Annotated in this window: 3 protein-coding genes and 2 pseudogenes; 1 reads left to right on the top strand and 4 read right to left on the bottom strand. The window is 36.4% G+C overall.

Annotation, left to right across the window (positions count from 1 at the left end; translation table 11 throughout):
* The first annotated feature begins 1,393 nt into the window (after positions 1 to 1,393).
* The gene (locus tag HCUR_RS10290; protein ID WP_165780813.1) at positions 1,394 to 1,591 is read left to right on the top strand and encodes a transposase; all 198 of its coding nucleotides are present in this window, start codon (positions 1,394 to 1,396) and stop codon (positions 1,589 to 1,591) included.
* Positions 1,592 to 1,780: 189 nt separating this feature from the next.
* Here HCUR_RS10290 and HCUR_RS05900 read toward each other — a convergent pair whose 3' ends face one another.
* The 4 genes and pseudogenes from HCUR_RS05900 to HCUR_RS08760 all read right to left on the bottom strand — a co-directional run.
* Entirely contained in the window at positions 1,781 to 2,929 is a 1,149-nt protein-coding gene (locus HCUR_RS05900) for an FtsW/RodA/SpoVE family cell cycle protein (protein WP_104207175.1), read from the bottom strand.
* Between the two features lie 16 nt (positions 2,930 to 2,945).
* The gene (gene murD / locus HCUR_RS05895; RefSeq protein ID WP_104207174.1) at positions 2,946 to 4,307 is read right to left on the bottom strand and encodes a UDP-N-acetylmuramoyl-L-alanine--D-glutamate ligase; all 1,362 of its coding nucleotides are present in this window, start codon (positions 4,305 to 4,307) and stop codon (positions 2,946 to 2,948) included.
* Between the two features lie 575 nt (positions 4,308 to 4,882).
* Positions 4,883 to 5,402 (bottom strand): annotated as a pseudogene (locus tag HCUR_RS05890) (transposase family protein); the annotation flags it as partial.
* A 451-nt stretch (positions 5,403 to 5,853) separates the two neighbouring features.
* Positions 5,854 to 6,051, bottom strand: a pseudogene (locus HCUR_RS08760) (IS481 family transposase); the annotation flags it as partial.

Below are 6,051 nucleotides of genomic sequence, written 5' to 3'. Positions count from 1 at the left end.
CGAAAGCGGCTTGCTGGAGTTTGATGAGTTTAAACCTAGCCGTCGCTCCAGATCCGTGATCCGGCCTTCGAGCGTTCAAATGGTTGCTTGCAATTCCCCAATAATGACTTGTTGAGCCCGTACAACGTATTCTCACTCTTCATATGTTGGTTTCTTGTAAATTACAATAGCCTCAATAGTCTAGTTGCATCTCTATTTAAAAAAAAATTTGCGGTATGGTGGTTGGTACAAAAAAAGATTAATGCTTAAAGACACTTTACCTGATAAAGAAAAACATGACCCTAAAAGGTCTAGGGTAGTAGAAAGCTTATAAGAGCGGTACATAGTTGGTCAGACCTAAGTTTATCCTGAAGCGCTTTACCCAGAGACTACGACAAGAATACATAAAAAATTTTTAAAATAGGCTAAAGCTGGCGTTTGGAAGAAAATATTCAACGCTTACGCTCTAGATGCTGATAACAAAGGGATAACAAAATTGACTCTACAATCACTAAAAATTTCTGCTGGTGCTTTAAAATAATATAGAAACTGGTATGCAGGAACGAAGGCTAGCAAGGTGGGAAAGGAAAATTTAGGGATAAGCTGCATGAGCTGAGCTTACACACTCTATTAGACTGTTTGTAGGTCAGAAATCAGATAATATTAAACCTTTAGCATGTTTCTTTACAATCTAAATAAGATATGATACGAATGTTGAAAAAGAGTAAGTTATAACTCTTAGCTAAGTCATTTCAGTCATCAGAAGTCGAATTAAATAAAAATCTTATGTTGGTACAGGTAATTAATGCAGCAATCTAGCTTAAAAATAGGATTAGAGTTGTTATAATTGGAAGAAAATGATAAAAAAATAGAGAGGGAAAGAAGGCAATACAGTCTAGACTTAAAAGGAAAGCGTAATAAAATACATAAATTTAGGTAATGATCAAAGGACAAATACAAAGATAGTTATGGTGTAAGTAGAGGGTGGATAGGATATAAAATAAGCAGTAATCAAACCTAAAAAGAGATTAGGCAGAAAAGAAAAATAAATCCAAATTAGCTAAAATTTACGTTAAAAATAAATAAAGCTAGAACATTTATAAAGATCGCTAGGCTATGTAACGCAAAGATTAATTCTGTCTATAGAAGGCTTAAAAAGTTAGACTTTAGTGATAAAAAAAATTCTTCCTCTGAGAAGCTTATGAAGACCTAACTATTCAAGAAACAATCAACGATATAGTTCCTGAAAGGAAGTAAAACAATGGTTGGAAAGAAGCGTGGTACATATTCCAAAAAAATCCATAGTCCAGCTGGAACAATCAATCCATAGCACCCTTAACAGGTCTTACACTATGAATTTTTTAATTGTTGGATAGAACAGTGTTGAATCAACACTTTAAACTCTGGCCTAATAATGGATCATGCTTCATTCCATAACGCTCAGAAGACAAAAAAATTGATAGAATCGGCGGGCTGTGGGCTAGTTTTTTTACCTCTATACTTGCCCAACCTAAACCCCATTGAGACATTCTGGGCTACTATGAAACGATGGATTAACCGTACCATTAGTCAATGTACTGAATTATCTAAGGCTTTACTTCAATTTTTTTAAATCCTATTTTTAAGCTAAATTACTATATCTAGGCTTGTAGACATTTTTTATTTTATCTCAACATGTTTGTACACCTAATGCAAGGTGGTTTATAGCACCTATCGGTGAAGTACCGAAAAAAAGCGCACACGAATAAAAAAATCCAATGTTCCATCTGTTTCATTAAGATTTTTTATTTAGAGCCAACGCTCAAAGCAATTTATGGTAGCGGCGGGTAAGGCACAGTATAATACTCACTGTCCAACACGCACTAAGAAGAGAAGATCCTCCATAGCTTAAAAAAGGAAGAGTGATCCCCTTTGTGGGGGCTAAATGTAGAACACAGGCAATGTTTAAGTAAACTTGATACATAAAATAAATAGATAATCCTGATACTAACAATACTGGTTCTAGGTGTAATCCCCGAAGTGCCGCATTTAATCCACGAAAAATAATCACTGCATAGAGGACTAAAATCCCCAAACATGCGACCAATCCAAACTCTTCTCCCGCTACTGCAAAAATAAAATCTGCATGACCATCAGGCAAATGATCCAGCACTACACCAGATCCGGGACCTTTTCCCCATAATCCTCCCGAAGCAAAACTTTTCAGAGATTGTAAAATTTGGTACTGTTTTCCAAAAGGATCTGAAGATTCATACCCTAAAAACATACGCATACGCAAGGCAGCGTGGGGAAAACAAATGATAATAGGAATCAGAGAACAGAGTCCTAAACCCAAAGTACCCACAACCCATCCCCATCCTAGCCCAGCGATAAAGCTTTGTGTGAGAGAGCTCATTAATAGTAAAAAAATTGTTCCTAAGTCTGGCTGTAAAAGTAACGGACAAGCAACAATCATAAATAAAAGAAATACTTTAAAAAATCGTAAATTTGTATAGGGTTGAGAATATTCTGACAAGAAATAAGCGCATCCCATACAAAACGCTGGTTTAATAAATTCTGAAGGTTGAAGAGACATACCAAATATATTCAACCAACGTTTGGCTCCCTTAATATGGGTTCCAAATAATATTACTCCCCATAATCCTGCCCATGCAACAGTTCCCACAGTATATACCGTGGTTTTGAGGTGTTCTTTACGTAGAAAACTTCCCAATAATAAAAGCGTAATGCCTATAGCGACAAAAACTAAGTGCCGCTTTAATAAAACAAATGTGGTCCAACCGTGTTGCGCTGCAATTGAAGGGCTAGCGGCTAAAATTAACCAGGATCCTAAAACAATCAGCATAATGGAACAAATTAAGATCCATCGATCAATGGCATTCCACCAAAAGGCCCAAGCGCCTCCAGGCTGCTTAGAATCTTGTTTTTTGGGGGGGGAGTTAGGAGTCATATTTTTTCTCTCACTCTCAGGAATAATATTTTTGTTGTGGATATTGAGTTTGAACTAACTGATGTATATACCTTTGAAACGCTTTTCCGCGCTGCACAAAATTTGAAAATTGATCAAAGCTAGGACACCCAGGAGAACACACCACCACTGCATTTTCGTGAGAATACGCAGTATTCCAGGCTGCGCGAACTGCATCGCTCATAGCAATAAAAGCATTACACACCACACCGTGAGCTTCTAAAAATTTTTGAAAGCGCTCTGCGGATTCTCCATATAAAAACGCTTGTGCTACTGAAGCAAGCGCTGGCTTCAGCACCGACAAATCATCTTTTTGCTTTGCACCCCCTGCAATCCAAAATATAGGACAAGACCACCGCATCAGGGCCTGCACACAAGCTTCTGGAGTAGTAGCCTTACTGTCATCTATATAGCGAATATTTTTGTGCGTCATAAAACAGTGTTGACGATGGGGCAAGTCTTGAAACGTTTGTAAGTGATCTGTAAAATTTACTAGAGTCCCGGGTATATGGTAAAGTACAGCATAAGTCATAGCCACATTTTGCTGAAATGCAGGAGAAGTAAAGCGGTCTTCTCTTGGAAATCTTATGTAATGGTTCTCGTGTTGGATACCTTGAAAATTATAGTATACACAAGCTTCGTTTTGTGTGTTCTTTGGGGCAAGGCGCATTAAAGATTCTATATTTAACTGGCCTAGCATATGCTGTATGTAGGGACCGGAAACATCTACTATAGCATGCCGACTATGTTCCAACAGACTGCGCTTTATGGTGCTATAGGCCCCCATAGTCCCGTGACGTTCTAAATGATGAGGCGTAAGATTTAAAATACCCCCTATCTTTAATTCCCAAGGATGATGCGCACAAAGCTCTAACTGATAAGAAGACCACTCGAGCACATACCACAGATCTGGATGATGAAAAGAAGCCACTGAAAAAATGGGAACACCTATATTACCTGCAAGTCGATGGGGAATCCCTTGAGCCTGCAATACGTGGGCGATTAAACTACAGGTTGTGGATTTTCCATTGGTACCCGTAATCCCTATCACATGCGCTTTAGGAAAAAGTATTAAAAATAACCCTAAATCACAGGTTATCATCCCTGCTCCAGAAGCACAAATAGAATAAAAAGACGTTAATCGCGTTAAAGGAATTCCCGGAGAAACCACAATATACAAAAATTTTTTTGGATAAGGGTTAAAAATGATAGATAATCCCAGATCTAAAGCTTGATTTCGTATTACTTCTTCATCATCCCAACCAGAGACCTTAATACCGTTCGCTTGAAAAAACAGTCCAGTAGCCAGACCTGAATGCCCTAGTCCTAATAGGAAAATTTCAAAATTATCTGAGAACATTACACGCACATCAATGATTCGTTACGTATTTAAGTATACAAAAAAAATACTCTTTTCCAAATCTACAAAATAAAAAGATTTAATATATTATTTTTTTTTACAGATCTTAAAGAAAAAAAATATCATTTAAATACCCAAAGTAAAGGTTACAAAGAGTAGACCAATTTCCTCCAGAATAATTTTTAAGTTATTTTTTTGGAAATTTCTGTATTTTTCAAAAAACTGACGTTTATAAATAAAGAAAATTATTAATAAATATTTTATATAGTAAATTCTATATTATTAATAAATTAAGAAAAATTATATGAAAAACTTAATTAAAAGTGATTTTCATAATAGGCTATAAAAAAAACGAATTACTAATCTTGTACAAATGTGCACGTCAAAAAAACACAACCTTAGCCAAGTTTAAGAGCATAAATGTTAGCGTTTTCCCAAGTGAATAAAGTTTTAGGAACACCCCGAAGCACGCAAAGCTCAAAAGAATAAAATTTTTTTTGGTATATACGGGTACCTTTTTCAGCGCCCCTCCAGGAATGATGGAGTGGTTTTTTAATAGACCTCTTCGGAAACTCTCATTGTTCTAATTCCATGGTATAGACCCCTGCAATGAGCGTGAATCTCAGCCTAAATCTGTTACGCCTGTTTCTGTATGTATCAGAGATGATCTTGAAGCGTTTGAGCATCCCAATACCATTTTCATTTATTACCCGCGCACTGGAAAGTTCTCTATTTTTCTTTTTTTCTTTTTGCGTTAGCGGATTTTTCTTACCCTTCTTTTTTGGAATCTCAGTTCTACTATGGAGTGTTTTCAAGCCTTGATATCCTGTATCCGTAATACCCTTAATTTTAGGATGAATATGAGTTTTTGATTCCTTAAAACCCCTGAAATCATGACGCTTGCCCTTTGAAAAAGCCGTGCATATACCTTCTTGAGTTACTACACCTTGAGTTTTTAAGGGATGTCTTTTCTTTTTCCCTGAGCAGTAATGCTTTTGTCTTTTTTGGGCGCTTTATTGGGGGTTCTGTTGCATCTATGCATACCATTTCATCATTCATATCACGTTTCAAAAGCGCTTTCTTACCTGGCAAAGATCTTTTCAAAAAGCGATCTTTTAACGCCTGTTAAATGACGAAATTTTTCGTCTTCTATATTTTTCATGGTTTCCTACTTCATGACAGATCCTTCTATAGAGCGTTTACATCAAACTTTAAATTTAATTCAGTTTCCGAAGAGGTCTATTGATTCTTGCTTGATATTGATTGTGTTTTTCTTCACAAACTTCCCCAGAGGGCACGGGTTTTTTATAGGTAAAGCCTAACTTTTTAAGCCTCCTATCGAGAAAAGCAATACTTGCATTAAATAGCCTAGCGATCTCTGCTCATGTTTTATTTTCGTTATTTTTAACATACATTTTTAGCTGATTTGGACCTATATTCCGTGTGCTGCGTAATCGTGCTTTAGGTTTGAGTACTTTTTTTCGTACCGTATCCTCTCTTTATTTACGCTACAATAACTATTGTTGCGCTTTTTTTTGATTATTCTCTAGATGTTTAGTCCCGCCAAGAAATGGTTAGGATTAATTGTAAAATATTTTGGATGAATTGTCCACTGATTTAGAATAAATTGCCAAGGAGTTTTGCCTTTGATGGCTTTAAGTCGTTTAGCGAAGGTATAAGCCATTAGATAGGCATGCAGATGCTGTTTCAGCTCATCATGAGATGCATAATGGAAATTGTTTAC

Origin of the sequence: Holospora curviuscula (assembly GCF_002930195.1) — a bacterium.
Classification (GTDB): domain Bacteria; phylum Pseudomonadota; class Alphaproteobacteria; order Holosporales; family Holosporaceae; genus Holospora; species Holospora curviuscula.
This window is presented reverse-complemented; position numbering and strand designations above follow the sequence as displayed.